The organism is Kordiimonas gwangyangensis DSM 19435 = JCM 12864 (assembly GCF_000375545.1).
Classification (GTDB): Bacteria; Pseudomonadota; Alphaproteobacteria; order Sphingomonadales; family Kordiimonadaceae; genus Kordiimonas; species Kordiimonas gwangyangensis.
The window spans coordinates 115,034-134,607 of the sequence record NZ_AQXF01000002.1 but is presented as its reverse complement, the minus strand read 5'-3'; the positions used below and the strand labels follow the sequence as shown (position 1 = coordinate 134,607).

Genomic DNA, 19,574 nt, shown 5'->3' with positions numbered 1-19,574 from the left:
TTTTTTCGGCAACTTTGGCGGTGAAATTGGCCTAGAGTGCCATGGATTGCAAGTCATTCAGTGTTACAAGCAGCATAAAAATCAGCATGAGAGCAAATCCGGCGTAAAAACCGGCTTCCTGAGCCTTTCTGCTGAGCGGCGAGCCCTTGATTGCCTCAAGCCCGTAATAAAGCAGATGGCCACCGTCAAGCACCGGTATCGGCAACAGGTTCAGAATGCCGAGGTTGAGCGACAGAAGCGCCAATATCCAGACAAAGCTCTCAAAACTGATGTGGGCTGCTTCCCCCACCATGTTGGCGATGCGAGCAGGCCCGCCAAGTTCCTTCACCGACCGCATGCCCATGATCATCTGGCCAATGGTGGTGAAAATTGTATCGGTCATCACAACGGTCTGGCGCCCGCCCTCATAGAGCGCGCCAAGCGGACCAAGCTCGACCCGTTTGATGTCACCTGACGTCACGCCAAGCTGGCCATACGGGTAGCGGTTGCCAAAACGGTCTTCCATATAGGCAATACCGAGGATGACATTCACGCTCTCGCGCACGCCGTCCCGCTCAACGAGCACATTAATGTCAGCGCCCGGATAGAGGCGCACGATGCCGCCTATATCGGAAAAACGCTCAACCTCTTCACCGTTGATGGCAAGGATTCGGTCACCCGGCTGAAGCCCAGCTTTCGCCGCCGCCGATTCTTCGGCCACCGTGTTGATGACCGGCTCGGCGATACCAATACCGTACGAGAGGTAAAAGGCGGAGAAGACAAGCGCTGCCGCGATGAGATTGATCGCGGGACCCGCGAACACAATCAGCGCGCGCTGCCACAGCGGCTTGTAGTGGAAACAGACCGCACGCTCTTCCTCCGACAGCCCTTCCGGAATGTCGCCAGGGTTGCTGGCTGCAGACGCGTCGCCAAAGAATTTCACATAGCCACCGAGCGGAAGAACGCTGATTTTCCAGCGGGTTCCGTTTTTGTCAGTCCGGCCGATAAGCTCCTTGCCCATGCCGATGGAGAAGGTATCCACCTTCACGCCAAACAGACGTGCCATGGCGAAATGTCCCCATTCGTGAATGAAAACAAGAATGCTGAAACCGCCAATGAAAGCAGCGATCGTAAAAAACAGGCCTGGGCCTTCGGTTTCCATGGCTATCCCCGGTCTTACCTAAAACTATTCCACTCTGCCTAGTGAGCCCGCTTAGCCAAGTGCTGTGCGGCCTCCCGACGTGCCATTTTATCTATTTCGAACACATTCGAAAGCGATTGTGGCGCTTTAATGTCGCATGAGGTCAAAGTGTCGCTGACAATGGCGGGAATATCAACAAAACGGAGCCTATTCGCAAGGAAAGCCTCAACCGCCACCTCATTGGCCGCATTGAGGACCGCGGGCGCAGCACCACCGGCCATCATAGCGTCCATCGCCAGCTTGAGGCAGCGGAACACCTCAAGGTCAGGCGCCTCGAAAGTGAGCGAGCCAATCTCGGCAAGCGACAGGCGCTTCACCGGCGCATGCATACGCTCAGGCCACGCGAGGCTGTATGCGATGGGTGTGCGCATATCGGGCGAACCAAGTTGCGCGAGTACGCTGCCGTCAGCGTATTCCACCATCGAATGGATCACCGACTGCGGGTGCACCAGCACTTCAATCTGCGTCTTCTCGATGGGGAACAGATGATAGGCTTCGATGATCTCAAGGCCTTTGTTCATCATCGTCGCGCTATCGACTGAAATCTTGGCGCCCATATCCCAGTTCGGGTGGGCTACGGCCTCCGCTGGTGTGACTGTACTGAGGCTCTCAAAGCTGCGACCACGGAATGGGCCGCCCGATGCAGTCAGGATGATTTTCTCAACCCCGCAGGAGCGCTCGAAGTCAAACACCTGGAAGATAGCATTGTGTTCGCTGTCCACAGGCAAGAGCGTCGCACCGTGCGCCTTTACCTCTTCCATGAGGAGGTCACCTGCACAGACAAGGCATTCCTTGTTCGCAAGCGCCACCGTCGCGCCGCGCCGCACAGCCGCCATGGTGGGGCGGAGGCCCGCAGCGCCAACGATGGCCGCCATCACAATCTCTGCGTCTCGCTCAGCCGCCTCGATAAGGCCACCCTCACCCGCCGCAACTGCGGTGCGGGTGCCCGCCAGCGCAGCCTTGAGGTCAGGCAGCAGGCGCTCATCCCCGATCACCGCAAGCTCTGCTCCAAATTCAATGGCGAGAGCCGCAAGCTCTTCAACCCGACTATAAGCAGTGAGCGATACAACGCTGAAATTAATCGAATTTCTACGAATTAGATCGAGAGTGCTTTGCCCGATGGAGCCCGTGGCACCAAGGATGGAAATACGTTTATGCTGGTGCTGGGACATGTTCGTTCAACTATTCAAAACCAAAAAGCGGCGCGAGGAAAAAGAGCACCACAACAGCGGGCGCAACAAATACAAGGCCATCCACCCGGTCAAGAAGGCCACCATGGCCCGGGATAAGGCCGCCCGAGTCCTTCACGCCAAAATGACGCTTGATCGCGCTTTCCAGAAGGTCGCCCACCTGCGCCCATACGGCGAGAAACGCCGCCGCAACAGTGACAGCAACCGGATTTTCTGTGAACGGGTAGATCACGTTCATCAGATAGCTGACGACCGCACTCAGCACCATGCCGCCAATCAGGCCGGCCCAGGTCTTCTTGGGGCTGACGCGCGGCGCGAGCTTTGGCCCACCAATGCCCTTGCCAGCAAAATAGCCACCCACATCCGTCGCCCACACCACAAGCAGTATCCACAGCACCCAAAGCCCACCAGGCCCTGCACGCACCCACCAGAGGGCGGCAATGGGAAACGCGACATAAGCGATGCCAGTGAGAAGCCAGCCGATACGGGAAGAGTTGTTGCCAATCAGCACGCAACCAAGCAGCGCGAGGCTCGTGAGGAACGCAAAAAAGATGGTGATGGACGGGAACTGCCCGCTCATCTGCGCTGCAATCATCAGGATGAGGAGCGCGACCGAGCCAACCTTGGCAACAGGTCCCTGCCCACCTGTAAGAGAACACCACTCAAGCATCATCAAAGCGCCACCAAGCGCCAGAAGCGCCGCGAACCAGTACCCACCCATATAGACAGCGCCAAGCACCGGCGGCAGCAGCAGGAGCGCGGATACAACGCGCTGGAAAAGATTATCGGAGAGACCGAGAGGCATCTATCGTCCCGTCATGGTCTGGCGCCAAAGCGCCTGTTGCGACCGAGGAAATCCTCAACCGCCAATTTAAACTCGGCCTTGGTGAAATCCGGCCACAGAATATCTGGGAAGGAAAACTCGGCATAGGCCGCCTGCCACAAGAGGAAGTTCGAAAGCCGCTGTTCCCCGCTCGTCCTGATAATGAGGTCCGGGTCCGGTATGTCATGGGTCCAGAGCGCTGACGATACGCGGGCCTCATTGATATCTTCCGGCGAAAGCTCACCTTTAGCGACCGCCTGCGCGAGCTTTTGCATGGCCGCGACGATCTCATCCCGGCTGCCGTAGCTGAGCGCAATTACAAGGGTCATGCGGGTATTGGCGGCCGTCTTTTCCTCCGCCTTGTCGATCATCGAGATGATGTCAGCCGACAGCCGGTCACGCCGCCCGATGATGCGGAGCCGTATGCCCTGCTTGTGAAGGGTCTTGATCTCACGCTGCAGATAGAGCTTGAGAAGGCCCATGAGGTCAGAGACCTCTTCCGCCGGGCGGTTCCAGTTCTCGGATGAGAAGGCATAGAGCGTGAGATACTGCACGCCGCACTCAACGGCGCCTTCAATGGCTTCGCGTACGGCGTCGGCACCTTTACGGTGCCCCTGCGCGCGCGCCTTGCCATGTTTCGTCGCCCAGCGGCCGTTGCCATCCATAATGATGGCAACGTGGGAGAGCGCACCGGCGTCGCCGGTCTCTGTCACTATTTGCTGGGCGCTCGTCGCCATATTAGACCTGCATGATCTCTTTTTCTTTGCCCTGCAACAGCTCGTCGATCTTCGCGACATACTTGTTGGTCAGGTCCTGGACTTCATCAGCATACATCTTGTGATCGTCCTCACTGATGGATTTGTCCTTTTCCATGCGCTTGAGCTGGTCCATGCCGTCACGGCGCACATTGCGCACTGCGATACGAGCCTGCTCGGCATATTTGCCAGCTACTTTTGCAAGCTCGGCACGGCGCTCTTCGTTGAGTTCCGGAATCGGGATACGTACGAGCTGGCCGTCAAGCATCGGGTTAAGGCCGAGGCCAGAGTTGCGGATTGCTTTTTCAACCGCAGACGCGTTCGACTTGTCCCACACCTGTACGCTAAGCATACGGGGCTCAGGTACGGAAATGGTACCTACCTGATTAAGCGGCATTTGAGAGCCGTAAACATCGACAACAACGGGGTCGAGCATGTTGGTGGTCGCACGGCCAGAACGAAGGCCGGCAAACTCGTGCTTCAGCGCGTCAACCGCGCCCTTCATGCGGCGTTCGATATCGCCAAGGTCCAGATCTTCATCACTCATATTATTGCTCCTCACCTACGGTGGTGCATACTCCCTTGCCCTGAAGCACGCTCACGAGCGCGTCTTCTGCGTGGATCGAGAACACCACAATCGGAATATTGTTTTCGCGGCTCAGCGAAATGGCGGACGCGTCCATGACCTTGAGGTCGTTGGTCAGCACGTCCATGTATGACAGGCTCTCGTAGCGAGTGGCCGTCGGATCGAGTTTGGGGTCGGCGGTATAGACGCCGTCCACCTGCGTGCCCTTCAGGAGCGCGTTACAGTTCATTTCTGCCGCGCGAAGAGCCGCTGCTGTGTCTGTGGTAAAGAAGGGGTTGCCGGTGCCGGCCGCGAAAATGACCACACGGCCTTTCTCGAGGTGACGGATGGCGCGGCGGCGGATGTAAGGCTCGCTCACACTGGCCATCGGGATAGCCGACAGTACGCGAGTATCAACGCCGATCTTCTCAAGCGCATTCTGGAGCGCGAGGGCGTTCATCACGGTCGCGAGCATGCCCATATAGTCTGCTGTCGAACGGTCGAGGCCCTCCGCCGCGCCCTTGAGGCCACGGAAGATGTTGCCACCACCCACAACGATACAGACTTCGGTGCCAATTTCGCGTGCGCGTTTCACTTCACGGGATACACGAGCCGCCGTTTCGGGGTCGATCCCGTAACTGCCGTCGCCCATCAGGGCCTCACCCGAAAGCTTCAGAAGCACCCGTTTATATTTAGGCTCACTGGACATCGCCTGAATTCTCCCCTGTGCCAATCGCCCGCCGCAGCTTATCCGCTCGGGCCGTCAAAGGCTACCGTGTTTTATCTAAAATTTTTCCGGTACTTAAGCAGAAATTGTCCTGCCTGGGCATTATGCCTCACCGGAGACACTTTGCAGTTATTTTTACGCGGATACCGCGCATGAAAAAGCCCGAGAGAAAGCTCCCGGGCTTTTGTCTTTTGACAACTGTTTGGCTTATACGCCAGCAGCAGCAGCAACTTCAGCAGCGAAGTCGTCTTCTTTCTTCTCGAGGCCTTCACCCATTTCAACACGGGCGTATGCAACAAGTTCGATATCGGTGCCAGCGTCTTTGGCAGCTTTCTTGATCACGTCAGCGATTTTGGTTTCGCCGTCGATCACGAAGACCTGGTTCAGAAGAACAACTTCTTCGTAGTATTTACGCATACGGCCAACGATCATCTTCTCGATGATTTCCATCGGCTTGCCGGATTCTTTTGCTTTCTCGATCTGAACCTGCTTCTCACGCTCCACGAGCTCTGGGTCGAGGTCAGCTTCAGAGAGCGATGCCGGGTTCGCAGCAGCAACGTGCATAGCGAGTTGCTTGCCGAGAGCTGCGAGAACGTCTTCGCTCGCGTCAGACTTGAGTGCGATCAGAACCGCGATTTTGCCCATGCCTTCAACAACAGCGTTGTGAACGTAGGAAGCAACGAGGCCTTTTTCGACTTCAAGAACAACAGCACGGCGGATGTTCATGTTCTCGCCGATGGTAGCGATATTGTCCGTCAGGACTTCGCCAACCGGCTTGGATTTGCCCGGGTAGGTCGCAGCTTTGATGGCTTCAACGTCGGTGCCAACTTCGAAAGCAACACCTGCGAGGTCGCCAACAAATTTCTGGAATTTGTCGTTACGAGCCACGAAGTCGGTTTCGGAGTTTACTTCGATCACAGCGGCTTTGGTGCCTTCAGCTTTAACAGCCACGAGACCTTCAGCAGCAACACGGCCAGATTTCTTCGCAGCAGCAGCGAGACCTTTGGTGCGCAGCCAGTCAACAGCAGCTTCGAGGTTGCCGTCGGTTTCAGCGAGCGCTTTTTTACAGTCCATCATGCCTGCGCCGGATTGTTCGCGCAGTTCTTTAACGAGAGCAGCGGTAATTTGTGCCATTTGGATTTCCCCTTACAGCCCATCGGGGGCCAAAGTTCGGTCATTAGGTAAAGAAACGCCCCCGGTGGGCGCATGGCTCACCGGGAGCATTAGATGAGAATTGTTACTCTGCGGTTGCAGCGTCAGCGGTTTCTTCCGCTGCGGCTTCCTCAGCAACTTCCTCAGCCGGAGCTTCAGCAGCAGCACCAAGGTCAACGCCCTGTGCCGTGAGCTCAGCCTGAATACCGTCGAGAGCTGCGTCAGCGATGAGGTCGCAGTACAGACGGATAGCGCGGGTTGCGTCGTCGTTGCCCGGTACCGGGTAGTCAACGCCGTCCGGCTTGGAGTTGGTGTCGATAACGCCAACAACCGGGATACCGAGACGGTTAGCTTCAGCAATCGCAAGGTCGTCGCCGATTACGTCAACGATCACGAGGATGTCCGGCAGGCCGCCCATGTCCTGGATACCACCGAGCGAAAGCTCGAGCTTGTCGCGCAGACGGGTCAGTTGCAGGGTCTCTTTCTTGGTGAGACCGGTGTGCTCTTGACCGAGTTGCTCGTTCAGCTGCTTCAGGCGCTTGATGGACTGGCTGATGGTCTGCCAGTTGGTCATCATGCCGCCGAGCCAGCGGTGGTTTACATAGTACTGGCCGCAACGCTTTGCAGCTTCAGCAATGATCGGGGAAGCCTGACGCTTGGTGCCTACAAACAGCACACGACCGCCGCCTGCAACAACGTCGCGAACAGCTTGGATCGCGCGGGTCAGGTACGGAACGGTTTGCGAAAGGTCAATGATGTGGATCCCGTTGCGCTCACCATAGATGAACGGCGCCATTTTCGGGTTCCAACGGTGGGTCTGGTGACCAAAGTGTACGCCTGCTTCAAGCAGAGCGCGCATATCGACTTGCGGCATAGCCATGATACTACTCCTTTTCCGGTTCAAGCCTCCGTGAGGTGTGCGCCAGACGTTTCCGAAGAAACCCATTCTGACACCGGATGGCGGCCCGCCAACTCGACAGGAAGCCTACCCCACGTGTGAAGTCGGGCGTGCTATAGGCCTATACGGGGCGAAGATCAAGGCTTTTTTGCAGTTCCACCAGCTTCGACAGCAATTTCCCGGCCCGACGCTTCAGTAACGCCGTATCCGGTCGCTTCATCGATCTGGAGACGTACACCAGCCGCGTCCATGTTGACGACTGGTAGCGTGCGCACCACCCGCGCCCGCCGCGCCTGTCGCATAGCGTCAGCCACCGTGCTGGAACGCGCGAGTTTGGTGAGGTTCAGCCGTGTCGGGAACATGAGCGGCACCTTGTCCTCTTCCCAATCAGCCAGCAGCTTGCGGGGGCACACCCAGCGCAGGGACACGGCCTCATTACCGTCGTGCTTGGCGTCCTGCCCGTTGTGAGGTGCGATATAGAAATGGGTATCAAAGCGGCGCGGCATCGGCTCAGGCGTTACCCAGTGGGCAAACGGCACCATGGAGGCGATATCGAGCTTGCCGCCGGAATAGCGAATGAGATCCGCGAATGCGAGGCCCGGCGCGAGGATAGCACGGCGCACGCCGTTGATCTGCAGGATGCCCGCTTCTTCATAAAGTTCCCTCAAGGCAGCAACACGGAAGGAGAAATCGCGGAACACACCGCGGCCTGTGGTGATGCCTTGCCAGCGCCAGTTCTGCTCGTCTGTCCGGTCGACCTTGCCGCCGGGGAATACAAAGGCACCAGGCGCGAACTTCATGGTGGCCGCGCGTTCAGTCATCAGCACTTCAAGCCCAGCTTTGCCGTCCCGCACCAGAATGATTGATGAGGCCGGAAGTGCCGGCGCAATGCGTCCCCTTGGTCCCCCCATGACTTAAACCTCCTCGACTGCGAGTACGCCCATCTCGGCGGCGACCGCTTGTTTCAGTTCCGGCGTGATCTTGTAGCGCCCGGTCAGGCGGAACTCGGCATAGCGTTTATTATCAGCCACCGGCACACGGATGGTCACCTTGCCCTGCCCGCCTGCCTTGCGGTCCAGCGCAGCTTTAATGGGGCCAAAGGCTTTACCCTCTTCAATGTCGATAAAGAGGCCTTTGCTAGAGTGCGCGGCCACCATCTCAAGGCTTTCAATGCCGCGGAGCGACAAGCCGATGCTGTCGTCGTCATCACGTTTCCTGATCTGGACCGAAACAACAACAGGAGAGCCGTCATCAACAAGTGAGCGGATGCCATCAAGGTCATCTTCAAATGCCATGATCTCGAACGCGTCCGAGCGGTCAGAGAGTGTGAGACGGCCAAACTTGCTGCCGCGTTTGGTGTTGCCTTCGCGGTAACCCGCGATAGCACCCGCCATGCGCACGGTCTGGCCAACAAGGCCAGGATCGTTATAAACCTCGCGCGCCGGGATGATGCGCTCACGCTCGAGGATTTTCTCGTACGTATCCAAGGGGTGCGCGGAGATATAGAAACCAACAGCGCTCTTCTCATTCTCAAGCGTTTCTGTGTCGGTCCAGCCGCGCACGACCGGGAGGCTTGGCCGGTCAACCGACTTGGCCATGTCGCCCCCAAAGAGGCTTACCTGATCGCTCTCACGCTCCTTCGCCTGCATTTGTGCGACCCGCATGATGATCTCAGCAGCGCCATACGCTTGCGCACGGTCATCCAGCAGGCAGTCAAACGCACCGGCGGATGCGAGGCGTTCGATCTGGCGTTTGTTCAGGTATTTGGGGTCGATACGCTCGGCAAAATCGAAGATGTCCTTGAATTCGCCGTTTGTCTTGCGTTCCTCGACGATGCTTTCCATCGCCTTTTCGCCCACGCCCTTGATGGCACCAAGGGCATAACGCACGCCCTGGTTGTTGCGCGGGTCATCACCCTCGCAGTAAGGCTCCGCCACCTTCTCCACCACAAAAGCCACATCTGACTTGTTGATGTTCGGCAAGAGGAGCGGAATTTCGGAACGCTGAAGTTCCTGCTTGAAGGCGGCCAGCTTGTCGGTGTTGCCCATATCAAGCGTCATGATCGCAGCCATGAACTCTACGGGGAAGTTCGCCTTCAGGTACGCGGTGTGATAGGCCACAAGCGCATAGGCAGCTGCGTGCGACTTGTTGAAGCCGTATGAGGCGAACTTTGTCACGAGATCGAAGATATAGCTGGCTTTCTCGTAATCGATGCCACGCTCGACCGCGCCGTCACAGAAGCGACCGCGCTGCTTGTCCATCTCTTCCTTGATCTTTTTACCCATCGCACGGCGGAGAAGGTCCGCCTCACCGAGGCTGTAGCCGGACATCACCTGCGCGATCTGCATCACCTGTTCCTGGTAGATGATCACGCCGTAGGTCTCGCCGAGTATCTCCTCAAGGATCTCGTGCGGGTATTCCACTTCCTCGCGGCCGTGTTTGCGGTTCACGTAAGTGGGAATGTTGTCCATCGGACCGGGGCGGTAGAGCGCCACGATAGCGATGATATCCTCGAACTTATCGGGCCTGAGGCCCTTCAGTACCGCACGCATGCCGGTACTCTCGAGCTGGAACACACCGGCGGTATCACCGGCGGCGAGGAGCTTGTAGGACGGCGCATCATCAAGCGGCACTGACGGCAGATCAACGATGATACCGCGTTCCTTGATATAGGCGACAGCCCGGTCCAGCACCGTCAGCGTCTTGAGGCCAAGGAAGTCGAACTTCACGAGGCCCGCGAGCTCCACCCATTTCATGTTGAACTGGGTTACCGGCATGTCGGACTTCGGGTCGCGGTAGAGCGGCACAAGCTGGTCAAGCGGCCGGTCGCCAATCACCACACCCGCCGCGTGGGTGGAGGAGTGTGCGTAAAAACCTTCAAGCTTGAGTGCCCGGTCCATAACCCGGCGGGTCAGCTCGTCGTTATTGATCTCGGCCTGCAGGCGCGGTTCGCTATCAATCGCTTCCCGAAGTGACATGGCATTGCCGGGGTCATTCGGGATCATCTTTGACAGACGGTCGGTCTGGCCGTGTGGCTGCTGCATGACGCGCCCGCATGCCTTTACAACCGCGCGGGCCTGCAGCTTACCGAAGGTAATGATCTGCGCCACGTGGTCGTAGCCGTATTTATCCTGCACGTATTTGATCACGCGCTCGCGCTTGTCCTGACAGAAGTCGACGTCAAAGTCGGGCATGGAGACACGTTCCGGGTTCAGGAAACGTTCAAACAGCAGTGAGAAGCGCAGCGGATCAAGGTCGGTGATCTTGAGCACCCACGCAACCACAGAGCCCGCGCCCGAGCCCCTGCCCGGCCCCACCGGAATGTCGTGGTCCTTGGCCCACTGGATAAAGTCGGCAACGATCAGGAAGTAGCCGGGAAAACCCATCTGGTTGATGATGCCAAGCTCATAATCAAGCCGTTCCCAGTATTCCTTCTCCCACTCCTGATCCTTGCCGGGCGTGAGGCCTTCTTCCTTGGCCTTGAAGTCCAGCCGCTCGCGCAGGCCCTTCTCCGATTCTTCGCGCAGCATGTCAGCTTCCGACACATCCATGCCGCTGGTGAAGTTCGGCAGGAGCGGATCGATCTTGTCCACCTTGAAGGCGCAGCGGCGAGAAATATTAATAGTATTTTCAATCGCTTCCGGGAGGTCGTTAAAGAGACTAATCATCTCCTCACCACTCTTGAACCGGAATTCCGGGTTCAGTTTTCGCCGGTCCTGCACGGCCACATAGGTGCTCTCCGCCATACAGAGAAGCGCGTCATGCGGCTCATACATATCCGGCCCCACAAAGAAAGGCTGGTTGGTCGCAACGATGGGGAGATCATGCTTGTAGGCGAAGTCGAGGAAGTCTTCTTCCGTCGCCTCCTCATTGGGCATGCCGTGACGCGCGATCTCGACATAGAGCCGGTCGCCAAACAGCTTCTTGAGGTCAAGGAGGCAGCTTTCAGCACCGTCCTTGTTGCCCTCAATCAGGAGCGCGCCCACAGGCCCCGATATGCCGCCGGTGAGGCAGATGATGTCTGCTGTCAGGCCTTCGAAATTCTCGAACGGGAACTGAACGCCGTCCTGCGGGTCGCTCTCGAGGTGTGCCTTCGAGACAATTTTCATCAGGTTCTGGTAGCCAAGCTGGCTTTGCGCCAGAAGCACAAGCTGATCAGGTTTGGCCGCCTTCTTGCCCTTGGCGGTATGGTCCTTATAGGGGTTCTTCACATGAAGCGTGACGCCGATGATGGGCTGCACGCCTGCGTCTGCGGCGTAGGACGAGAACTCAAGCGCGGCAAACATATTGTCGGTGTCGGTCATGGCGACCGCCGGCATCTTGTGGCCAACGCACTGCTTCACCAGATCCTTCACATGAATCGCCCCTTCAGAAAGCGAATATGCCGTGTGGACCCGAAGATGAACAAAGCCAGCGTGGCTCATACACCGAACCTCATGAAAGACAGGAAATCAATTGATGTGCCCAGCCTACAAGGCCGGGCATGGATACTCAAGCGCTATGGAGCACGCCTTCACGCAGCGTGAGGCGGCGGTCCATCTTGGCCGCGAGTGTCACGTCGTGCGTGGCGATAAGGGCCGCGAGGCCACGTTCCCGCACCAATTCAACAAACAGGTCAAACACCTTGCCGGCCGTGGCTTCATCCAGGTTGCCGGTGGGTTCGTCCGCCAGCAGAAGCACAGGGTCACCCACAAGCGCCCGCGCGATGGCGACACGCTGTTGCTCACCCCCTGAAAGTTCGCTTGGGGTATGATCAAGACGCTCCTCAAGCCCAACCTGCACGAGGATTTCCCGCGCGCGTTCATTGGCTTCCTTCTCAGACGTACCGCCGATGCGAAGGGCCATGGCCACATTCTCCACGGCAGTGAAGTCCGGCAGAAGATGATGGAACTGATAGACGAAGCCAAGCGACTGTTGCCTGAGCTTGGCGCGCGCTTCATCCTTCAGCGTCGTCGCTTCGCCGCCCGAGATATAGACCGATCCTTCGTCGGTCTGGTCAAGAAGGCCAGCAATCTGCAGAAGTGTCGACTTGCCGGAACCAGATGCCCCCACAAGCGCGACAAGCTCACCAGACTGAACGCTGAGGTCAATGCCGCGCAGCACTTCAACCACCTTGTGGCCTTGGCGGAATGCGCGTTCGATGCCAATAAGTTCGAGAGCCGGCTTATTCATAACGAAGTACCTCCACCGGGTCGATCTTGGCGGCGCGGCGCGCCGGAATGATGGTGGCCGCGAACGAGAGAATAAGCGCAAGACCAACCGTGAGACCAGCTTCCACGATATTCACCTCAGCCCTGAGGCTGGTGATAAAACGGACCGCCGGGTCCCAGACCTGAAGGCCAAAGGCTTTCTCGATAAAGGTTTTGATGGCGTCGATGTTGGCGATAATCAGCCACGACAGCAGGCTGCCTGACACAATGCCGGCGGAGCCCACAAACAGCCCGATGGTGACAAAGATGCGTTTGATCGATGCCTGTGTGGCCCCAATCGTGCGCAGGATCGCAATATCCGGGGACTTGTCCTTCACCAGCATAAACAGGCTGGAGGAAATATTGAACACCGCCACGAGGATAATGAGGCCCACGATGAGGAACATCATCACCCGTTCGGTCTGCAGTGCGCCAACAAGGCTCTGGTTCAGCGACCGCCACGTGCGCACGTAAGCCCGCTCACCCACAACCGCGCCGATCTCCGGCCCGACTGTATCCACGGCGTCCGCGTCCCTGAGCATGATCTCGATATTCGCGACGCTGTCCTCAAGCCGGAAGAAGCGCTGCGCTTCCTCAAGCGGCATGCCAATAAAGCTTTCGTCGAACTGGTAAACGCCAATTTCCACAACCGCAACAACGGGATAGGAGAGATACCGGAGGGTCGAGCCAAAGGGTGTTGCGACCGACTTGGGGCTTACAATGGTGACCCGGTCACCGGCTGTAACCCGCAACCGGTTCGCGAGCTGGTAACCAAGCACAAGGCCCACTTCCTGCGGTGCGGCTTCAACCACACCGGCCTTCACTTCGGCAATGCCAAGCTTGTCAGCGGTGAAATATTCGTCCGGCAGGCCACGGACGATGGCGCCCCAGGCGTCCCCCTCGTTCGTCACCATGACCTGATTTTCACTGAAGGGCATCATCTTGACGATGTCATCCCGGTCTTTGAGATCATCCATGATTTTCTCGTAGCCGGAGAGCTGGCCGCCGTAGCCCTGAATAAGGATATGGCCGTGATAGCCAAGGATCTTGTCCATCAGCTCCGCGCGGAAGCCGTTCATCACCGCCATCACCACAATGAGCGCGGTAACACCAAGCGCAATGGCGGTAACGGAAAGAACCGCAGTGACGGAAATTACCCGGTCCCGTTTACGCGCCAGCATATAGCGCATCGCGACCGACCATTCATATCCCCGTGCCAGCACGCGGCTCCTCCCCTCGTTTTATAGGCCTCAGGCTGTCAGTTTAGCGACAGCGTCTTCTGGCGACAACTCGACCCGCTCGCCGGTCTTGCGGTTCTTGAGCTCGACAACGCCGTTCTCAAGGCCGCGCGGACCAACTGCAAGCTGCCAAGGCAGGCCAATCAGGTCCATATTGGCGAACTTGGCACCCGCGCTCTGGTCACGGTCATCATAAAGAACCTCAACACCCGCTTTGGTGAGCTCCCCGTAGAGCTTGTCACAAGCTGCTGTGCAGTTCTCGTCCTTGAAGCGAAGGTTCATGAGACCAACCTTGAACGGGGCCACGCTTTCGGGCCAAACAATGCCGCCGTCGTCATGACACGCTTCAATGATGGCACCAACAAGGCGGGACACACCCACGCCGTAGGAACCCATCTGAACGGTGACAGTCTCGCCATTCGGGCCCTGTACGTTTGCACCCATCGGTTTTGAATATTTTTCACCGAAGAAGAAGATGTGGCCAACTTCAATGCCGCGACCGTTCACAAGCTTGGACGCATCAACCGGGCAATCTTCCGGCTTGTGGATTTCGTCCGTGGCCGCATAAATGCTGGTCCACTCATCCACAACGGCTTGCAGGTCATCACCCTCGCCCGCGTCAATCATCGGGTCAAGCGCATCAAAGGCCTTGTCGAAGAACACTTCGCTCTCGCCGGTTTCCGCGAGCACGATGAACTCGTGACTGAGGTCACCACCAATGGGGCCAGTGTCCGCGCGCATCGGGATAGCCTTGAGGCCAAGGCGCGCGAAGGTGCGCAGGTAAGCCACGAACATGGCGTTATAGGACTTGCGGCCGTCTTCTTCGGTCAGGTCAAAGCTGTAGGCGTCCTTCATCAGGAATTCGCGGCCCCGCATCACGCCGAAGCGCGGGCGAATCTCGTCCCGGAACTTCCACTGAATGTGATAGAGGTTCTTCGGCAGGTCCTTGTAGGACTTCACTTCCCGGCGGAAAATGTCCGTGATCATTTCCTCGTTGGTCGGGCCGAACAGCATCTGGCGTTCGTGACGGTCTTCAATGCGCAGCATTTCCTTGCCGTAATCGTCATAGCGGCCGCTCTCGATCCAGAGGTCGGCAGCCTGAATGGTCGGCATCAGAAGTTCCTGCGCGCCCGCGCGGTCCTGCTCTTCGCGTACAATCTGCTCAATCTTCCTCAGTACCTTGAGGCCCATTGGCAGCCAGCTATAAATACCGGCCGCACCCTGCCGGATCATACCGGCGCGCAGCATCAGGCGGTGGGAGGCGATTTGCGCCTCGCTGGGGGTTTCCTTCAGAGTCGGCAGAAAATAGCGGCTTAGACGCATGGCTTACTCGTTTTATTCATTGGCATTTTTGAAAGCGGACGACAGCCGGCCCCGGCAGTGTCCTTCCTGTGCTTCTTTTGCCGCTCCGCACGGTGAATAGCAACGGGTTTCTTGAAAATTATCCGGCCCGCGCGCGCAATATTCGGTCAATTTTGCGCAATTTAAGGATGCACATCGCGTCAAATGTTGCACCGATGCAACAGACGCCTCAAACAAACACTACATCTAGTGTTTCTTCATCTCTAAATTGGTGACACCGGCGGGGGCAAGCGCATAGCTTCGGTGATGCGCAGAGCTGAAACCGGTTCCACGCTATGTGGCCCACGCTCAGGGAGGAACTTTGCGCTATAAAATATAGGTAAGTTCAAAGAACTACCGATTTATAGATTAGGAAAAGCAAGGCATCGCGCCTTGCTTTTTCATTTTCAGGCTTTGACCAGCTCTAACCACATAGCGCTTGTGCGATAACCTGCCCGACCGGGAAATTTAGCGCGTCCGCATCGCCAGCACTCATGTCCGGGATCGGCAACAGTGGAGGCTGCGCAAGGAAGCGCGGGTTCTGCCCTTTGTGTGCCTGGGCTGAGTGCACAAGGAACGGATGACAGAGATACACGGTCCCTGCGGTCCCGGTTGCGAGGACTTCCTTGCACCCGCTCGTATCTGAAAACCCCTCTTTCGCAAGCTCACGCAGGGTCAGACCCTCATCACCATGTTTGGCCAACTGTCGCGCTATTATATGGTGTGAGCCAGCGCGAATACGTGTCGGCCCATCTTCACCTCCCACATCGGAAAACAGGAATAGCATCAGCAGCATGCGGCCACGCGATACAATGTTTGCACGCCACTCCATGAAGTCGGAATTCTCATACCCGAAGCTGACATCAACATGCCAACCTGCATCATGGGGCTCGCTCTCGGAAGGAAAGCGCACAACAAACGAGCCCATCGCGCCGGGGCGCTGCCATCGCCCCTGCCCCACAAGCTGGTCATAGGCAGCGCGCAGCCTCGGTGTATTGGCGGCGGCAACGAAAGGCGCCTGGCTATACATACCAAGCCTGACGACAGGCACTGACCACGCTGCAGGGTTCAACGGGTCCATCCCCATATCCTGCCAGAGAATGGAACGGGCGTCATCTGCAAGGCATGGGGGGAAAGCGTGGTCAAGCCGGATGAAACCCTGCTCGACAAATTGTGCAATATCGTTTTGGTCCAGTGCAAGCTGGCCAGTGTTCTCAACTGATGTCATGACAAATAACCTTACTGGCCTGCCAAAGCTGGCAGGCTGATCAATCAGGGAAGCACGCTTCCCGTGGCGCGGTGAGCACTCAGGCTCGGGTCGTGCCGGTCAGGGTATGTGTCATGCAATAGAACATTGGCTTTGGTATCCGTTATCAGACGTGGGGCTGACGGAAGGTGATCAGGTCACTGGTGGCGAGGAAATAATAGGCCACCGTCAGAACAAAGGCGATCACCGTTGTGATCAGCATCTTTTTCTTCAGGTTCGGATTCACGGGTGCCGCCGGTTCGGTGCCGGGCACAAATTCTTCCGGGCTTTCATGTTGCGAACGCACACCGACGGGCAGTGCTGCAAAGAACACCATCCACCAGGCGATGACGTAAACGAGGATAATGGTCGCGATATTCATGGTGCTTATACCTCCTCGATCTCGACAAGGGTGCCGCAGAAGTCTTTGGGGTGCAGGAACAACACAGGCTTGCCGTGTGCGCCAATTTTTGGCTCACCGTCGCCCAGAACGCGCATGCCGTCAGCCTTCAGCTTGTCCCGCGCAGCGATAATGTCTTCCACCTCATAACATACGTGGTGCATGCCGCCTGAGGGATTATTCGCGAGGAATTTGGCAATGGTGGAGCCTTCGCCAAGCGGGTGCAGGAGCTCAATCTTGGTATTGGGCAGGTTCACAAATACCGTTGTCACACCGTGGTCCGGCAGGTCCATCGGCTCGGATACATCCGCGCCGAGGGTATCCCTGTAGACCGCAGCGCCCGCCGCAAGGTCTGGCACCACAATGGCAACATGGTTCAGCTTTCCAATCATCGCTACTTCCCTACTTCCTGAATTCCAGCTCGCCGCGCCTGTTAATCAGCGACGCAACGCCCGGGTTCTTGCCCACCTCGCGGCGGCAGAAACGCCTGACCGCTATGCGGATTACATCTTCAACCATCGTATCCGACAGGCGCGATGGTTTCGCCATCCGCTCAAGGCCGTCCTCGATGGCGTCCAGCATGCCGTCATAGAACACGTCGTCGTCCTGCTTCGGCAAGCCAAGAATGGCAATCAGCGGCTCGGCCGCCAAGGTGCCGTCCCGGTCGAAAACCACACTCACGGTCACGAAGCCGTTCACTGCCGCACGCCTACGGTCGGCGATGGCCTCATCAGCAACCGAGACAATGGTGTTGCCGTCCAGTGCCAAGCGTCCGACCGGCGCTTCGTCAACAAGCTTCAGGCCTTTTTTGCTGATCTCGATTATATCGCCGTTCTTGGGCACAATGGTATGTTTGATGCCCAGTTCGCGCGCATATGCCGCATGGCGCTGCAGGTGCCGCGCTTCGCCGTGCACAGGAATAACGGCGAACGGCTTGGTCCATTCATACATGCGCTTCAGTTCCGCGCGGCCCGGATGGCCGGAAACGTGAATGAAAGCGTCCTTCTCCGTCACCACATTGATGTGTTTGATAGCAAGCTGGTTAAAGAGCTGACCCAAGACGATCTCGTTGCCCGGGATAATCTTGGATGAGAACACCACATTGTCGCCGGGGCTGAGTTGCAGGTTCTTGTGATCATCGCGTGCGATACGTGCGATGGCCGCGCGTGGTTCACCTTGGCAGCCTGTGCAGGCGATCAGGATTTCATCCTTGGGCAGATAGTCAGCGTCTTCCTCGTCCACAAGCGGCGGGAAATCGGTCAGATAGCCTGTGGCTTTTGCTGCCTTGTATACCCGCTCCATGGAGCGCCCCAAAAGCACCAAGCGGCGACCGGTAGACTTGGCAACCTCGCCAATTGTCTCAAGCCGCGCCACGTTCGAGGCAAATGTGGTGATCACCACGCGGTTTTTCATGCCCGCGACAAGTTCCTTGAGGCTCTCGCGCACTGCGGCCTCGGAGCCGGATTCGCTTGCGTTGAACACGTTGGTGCTGTCACCCACAAGCGCCAGCACACCCTTATCGCCCAGTTCCGATAGCACGGGTGACGGGCACGCCGGCCCAATCAGCGGCCTGTCATCAAGCTTCCAGTCGCCTGTGTGGAAGATCGTGCCCTTGGATGTCTCGATCGCGAGGCCATGCCCTTCAGCGATGGAGTGCGCGAGCGGCACATACCGCACCTTGAAAGGCCCAAGTTCGAGCGTCTCAAGTGCATCTACAATATGCAGCTCAACTTGATCGAAGAGCCCGGCTTCCTTGAGCTTGTCTTCCACCAGTTCAGCCGTGAACGGTGTCGCGTAAACTGGGCAACGGAATCGTTCCCAAAGGTACGGCACCGCGCCGATATGATCCTCGTGCCCGTGCGTGAGCACAAGGCCTACAAGATCTTCCTGTTCGTCTTCAATGAACACAGGGTCGGGGAAAATGAGGTCCACCCCCGGCAGGTGAGTGTCCGCGAAGCTCATGCCGCAGTCGACCATCAGCCATTTGCCTTTGTGGCCGTATAGATTGAGGTTCATCCCAATCTCGCCCGAGCCACCGATAGGCAGGAACAAAAGCCGGTTGTCGTCTGGTTTCATATAAGCCATTCGTCGTCCTAGTTGTTGCGCTCAAAGATAAGGCGCAGGCCCTGAAGTGTCAGGTCCCCCACGACGTCGCCGATGGCGTCGGTATGGTTGGCGAAGACGGGCGCAAGTCCCCCGGTTGCCAAAACCTTGATATCCTCACCATGCTCGCGCTTGAGCCGCGATACAAGGCCTTCGATCATGCTAACATAGCCCCAGAAGATGCCTGATTGCATGGCTTCTAATGTGGACTTGCCGGTCACCCGGTCGCTGGTCGGCGCGCTCACTGCAATACGCGGCAGCTTGGCCGCCGCTTGGTGTAGCGCGTGGAGCGACAGGTTGATACCGGGGCAGATGATGCCGCCAAGGTATGCGCCGTCACGGCCAACCACGTCAAACGTCGTCGCGGTACCGAAGTCAACGACTACGAGCGGGCCGCCATAAAGCGCGTGCCCGGCAACCGCGTTCACGAGCCTGTCAGCGCCCACTTCGGCAGGGTTCGTGACACGCACATCAACACCAAGCTCAACCCCCGGCGTGCCGACAATGAGCGGCTCACAGCCGAAGTATTTTTTGCACAGCTGGGTCAGCGGCCACACCACCTGCGGCACAACGCTCGCGATGATCGCCCCTTTGACCGCCTTCGGGTCCCGGCCATGGAGCGCCATCAGATGGCTGATCCAGACCATATATTCATCCACCGTACGCTGGTCGAAGGTGGAGATGCGCCACTGTTCAACAATCGCCTTGTCTTCAATCAGCGCGAAGACGGTGTTGGTGTTGCCTGCATCAATTGTCAAAAGCATGTT

At 57.7% G+C, this 19,574-nt stretch carries 18 protein-coding genes; all 18 read right to left on the bottom strand.

Annotated elements, in window-relative coordinates; all coding sequences use genetic code 11:
• Positions 1 to 31: 31 nt before the first annotated feature.
• Positions 32 to 1,141, bottom strand: a complete 1,110-nt coding sequence (rseP, locus tag B150_RS0105555; RefSeq protein ID WP_020398901.1) for an RIP metalloprotease RseP — start codon at positions 1,139 to 1,141, stop codon at positions 32 to 34.
• Positions 1,142 to 1,179: 38 nt separating this feature from the next.
• The gene (locus B150_RS0105550) at positions 1,180 to 2,352 is read right to left on the bottom strand and encodes a 1-deoxy-D-xylulose-5-phosphate reductoisomerase (protein WP_020398900.1); all 1,173 of its coding nucleotides are present in this window, start codon (positions 2,350 to 2,352) and stop codon (positions 1,180 to 1,182) included.
• 10 nt (positions 2,353 to 2,362) lie between these two features.
• Positions 2,363 to 3,175, bottom strand: coding sequence for a phosphatidate cytidylyltransferase (locus tag B150_RS0105545; RefSeq protein WP_020398899.1), 813 nt, complete (start codon positions 3,173 to 3,175; stop codon positions 2,363 to 2,365).
• Positions 3,176 to 3,186: 11 nt separating this feature from the next.
• On the bottom strand, positions 3,187 to 3,930 hold the full coding sequence (locus B150_RS0105540) for an isoprenyl transferase (RefSeq protein ID WP_020398898.1): 744 nt from the start codon (positions 3,928 to 3,930) through the stop codon (positions 3,187 to 3,189).
• 1 nt (position 3,931) lies between these two features.
• Entirely contained in the window at positions 3,932 to 4,495 is a 564-nt protein-coding gene (frr, locus tag B150_RS0105535) for a ribosome recycling factor (RefSeq protein ID WP_020398897.1), read from the bottom strand.
• Position 4,496: 1 nt separating this feature from the next.
• A complete protein-coding gene (gene pyrH / locus B150_RS0105530) occupies positions 4,497 to 5,222 on the bottom strand; it encodes a UMP kinase (protein ID WP_020398896.1) in 726 nt (241 codons plus the stop codon).
• A gap of 225 nt (positions 5,223 to 5,447) precedes the next feature.
• Positions 5,448 to 6,374 carry a translation elongation factor Ts gene (gene tsf, locus B150_RS0105525; protein ID WP_020398895.1) on the bottom strand — a complete coding sequence of 309 codons (927 nt, stop codon included), beginning with the start codon at positions 6,372 to 6,374 and terminating at the stop codon, positions 5,448 to 5,450.
• A gap of 103 nt (positions 6,375 to 6,477) precedes the next feature.
• The gene (gene rpsB, locus B150_RS0105520; RefSeq protein WP_020398894.1) at positions 6,478 to 7,272 is read right to left on the bottom strand and encodes a 30S ribosomal protein S2; all 795 of its coding nucleotides are present in this window, start codon (positions 7,270 to 7,272) and stop codon (positions 6,478 to 6,480) included.
• Positions 7,273 to 7,427: 155 nt separating this feature from the next.
• The gene (locus tag B150_RS19850) at positions 7,428 to 8,201 is read right to left on the bottom strand and encodes an NUDIX hydrolase (RefSeq protein WP_020398893.1); all 774 of its coding nucleotides are present in this window, start codon (positions 8,199 to 8,201) and stop codon (positions 7,428 to 7,430) included.
• A gap of 3 nt (positions 8,202 to 8,204) precedes the next feature.
• Positions 8,205 to 11,714, bottom strand: coding sequence for a DNA polymerase III subunit alpha (dnaE, locus tag B150_RS0105510; RefSeq protein ID WP_020398892.1), 3,510 nt, complete (start codon positions 11,712 to 11,714; stop codon positions 8,205 to 8,207).
• A 67-nt stretch (positions 11,715 to 11,781) separates the two neighbouring features.
• On the bottom strand, positions 11,782 to 12,462 hold the full coding sequence (locus tag B150_RS0105505; protein WP_020398891.1) for an ABC transporter ATP-binding protein: 681 nt from the start codon (positions 12,460 to 12,462) through the stop codon (positions 11,782 to 11,784).
• A complete protein-coding gene (locus tag B150_RS0105500; protein ID WP_020398890.1) occupies positions 12,455 to 13,702 on the bottom strand; it encodes a lipoprotein-releasing ABC transporter permease subunit in 1,248 nt (415 codons plus the stop codon). Before B150_RS0105500 ends, B150_RS0105505 begins: the two co-directional genes overlap by 8 nt.
• Positions 13,703 to 13,729: 27 nt before the next feature.
• Positions 13,730 to 15,040: a proline--tRNA ligase gene (gene proS / locus B150_RS0105495; RefSeq protein WP_020398889.1), complete on the bottom strand. Its 1,311-nt coding sequence runs from the start codon at positions 15,038 to 15,040 to the stop codon at positions 13,730 to 13,732.
• A 442-nt stretch (positions 15,041 to 15,482) separates the two neighbouring features.
• Complete coding sequence (locus B150_RS0105490) at positions 15,483 to 16,286, bottom strand: phytanoyl-CoA dioxygenase family protein (protein ID WP_020398888.1); 804 nt, start codon at positions 16,284 to 16,286, stop codon at positions 15,483 to 15,485.
• A 145-nt stretch (positions 16,287 to 16,431) separates the two neighbouring features.
• The gene (locus B150_RS0105485; RefSeq protein ID WP_020398887.1) at positions 16,432 to 16,686 is read right to left on the bottom strand and encodes a DUF1467 family protein; all 255 of its coding nucleotides are present in this window, start codon (positions 16,684 to 16,686) and stop codon (positions 16,432 to 16,434) included.
• Positions 16,687 to 16,691: 5 nt separating this feature from the next.
• The gene (gene mce, locus B150_RS0105480) at positions 16,692 to 17,096 is read right to left on the bottom strand and encodes a methylmalonyl-CoA epimerase (protein ID WP_020398886.1); all 405 of its coding nucleotides are present in this window, start codon (positions 17,094 to 17,096) and stop codon (positions 16,692 to 16,694) included.
• A gap of 10 nt (positions 17,097 to 17,106) precedes the next feature.
• Entirely contained in the window at positions 17,107 to 18,789 is a 1,683-nt protein-coding gene (locus tag B150_RS0105475) for a ribonuclease J (protein WP_020398885.1), read from the bottom strand.
• Between the two features lie 8 nt (positions 18,790 to 18,797).
• The gene (locus tag B150_RS0105470; protein ID WP_020398884.1) at positions 18,798 to 19,571 is read right to left on the bottom strand and encodes a type III pantothenate kinase; all 774 of its coding nucleotides are present in this window, start codon (positions 19,569 to 19,571) and stop codon (positions 18,798 to 18,800) included.
• Positions 19,572 to 19,574 lie beyond the last annotated feature (3 nt).